Origin of the sequence: Nonomuraea sp. 10N515B (assembly GCF_052245915.1) — a bacterium.
Lineage (GTDB): Bacteria > Actinomycetota > Actinomycetes > Streptosporangiales > Streptosporangiaceae > Nonomuraea.
The window spans coordinates 1-1,205 of the sequence record NZ_JBQQBQ010000206.1 but is presented as its reverse complement, the minus strand read 5'-3'; the positions used below and the strand labels follow the sequence as shown (position 1 = coordinate 1,205).

Below are 1,205 nucleotides of genomic sequence, written 5' to 3'. Positions count from 1 at the left end.
CCCTTCAGCTAACCAGACCGGCACCAACGGTGGGGAGATAAATGGCCGCCGTTGGGGAGACCTTCGTGGCCGCCAGCGGGGAGAACTCCAGGCCGCCTACGGGGAGAACTCAGTGACCGTTGACACAGGGGCTTCTCCACTACCCATCCGATGATGTACTTGAATGCGATCTGCTAACCGCCAGGTGCCGCGGGCCAGGCCACCGCCACCGCGATGTAGGCCTCGGCATCCGCACCGCGCCAGCATGAGGCCGACGACCGTGGACCAGGTCCAGATCCAACCAATGCCCAGCCCTTACCGTTCTGTGCGTCTCTGGACAAGAGACGTGAGCCGGGCAGTCAGCTTTCACCAAGACCGGGTCTTAGCCTTGTGATGGACCCGGATGGCCTGGGCTTCGTGGCGTGGACTTGCCTACCATTTGGCGTAGTCTCTTGGCAGCGTCCCGACGGTCCTTGGCATGGCTCCGGGCCCGCCGCCACAGGCCCAGGGCGAGCAGCGCCAGCACCGCCCCGGAGATGGCCGACGACAGCAGGAACAGCCACATCGGTGCCGTGAAGCTCAAGGTGAGCCACTGCAACGGCACCGAAGCACCATTCTGGACGATCAGCAGGACAGTGGCGACGGCCAGCAGCGTCCCGACTGCCACGCCGCCCCAGAAGGAGCGTGACGGTGGCGGCGAGGTGACGGTGTCCACCACGCTTCGAAGGTCTCGGTCCTGCCGCTTGTCAGCGCCGTGCTGCTTGTCGGCGTCGCACCGATCGTTGCCTGACATAATCGCCTCCCGCGCTCTGGGGCGAGGACCCAGCTTCCGCTGGGTGCGATAGCTCAGCAGATGTCTTCATAGCCTGCCCTTGCCCCGCTATCGCGGCCTTATACAGCCCCTCGACCCGCTGATCCCCGTACGCGGCACCCTCGGCTGGCACGCCAGGGAGATATGCCCCAACATCACTCTTTTCATGACTCTGAAGGTCAAAAAGCCCCCTCCTCCTCTTCCGTGCTCCCAGAAAGAGTTGCATACTGCAATTGAGGTGCGGAGGGACTGTCGTGGATGCGATATCGGAGCCACACGGGATCTCCCAGTACGGCAGTCACCATTCGCAGTGTGACCAGCACGGATGCGCGATAGGCCGTTGCGATCTTGTGATGGGAAGCGGGCACAAAGAGAGCAGCCGCTCGTGATCATGCCTGTGTGACGAGTACAAGAT

At 63.2% G+C, this 1,205-nt stretch carries 1 protein-coding gene; it reads right to left on the bottom strand.

Annotated features, from left to right (window positions below; genetic code table 11):
- Positions 1-361 precede the first annotated feature (361 nt).
- Positions 362-697 (bottom strand): lipopolysaccharide assembly protein LapA domain-containing protein, encoded by a 336-nt coding sequence (locus ACTWQA_RS59065; protein ID WP_443167511.1) that lies wholly within the window; start codon positions 695-697, stop codon positions 362-364.
- Positions 698-1,205 lie beyond the last annotated feature (508 nt).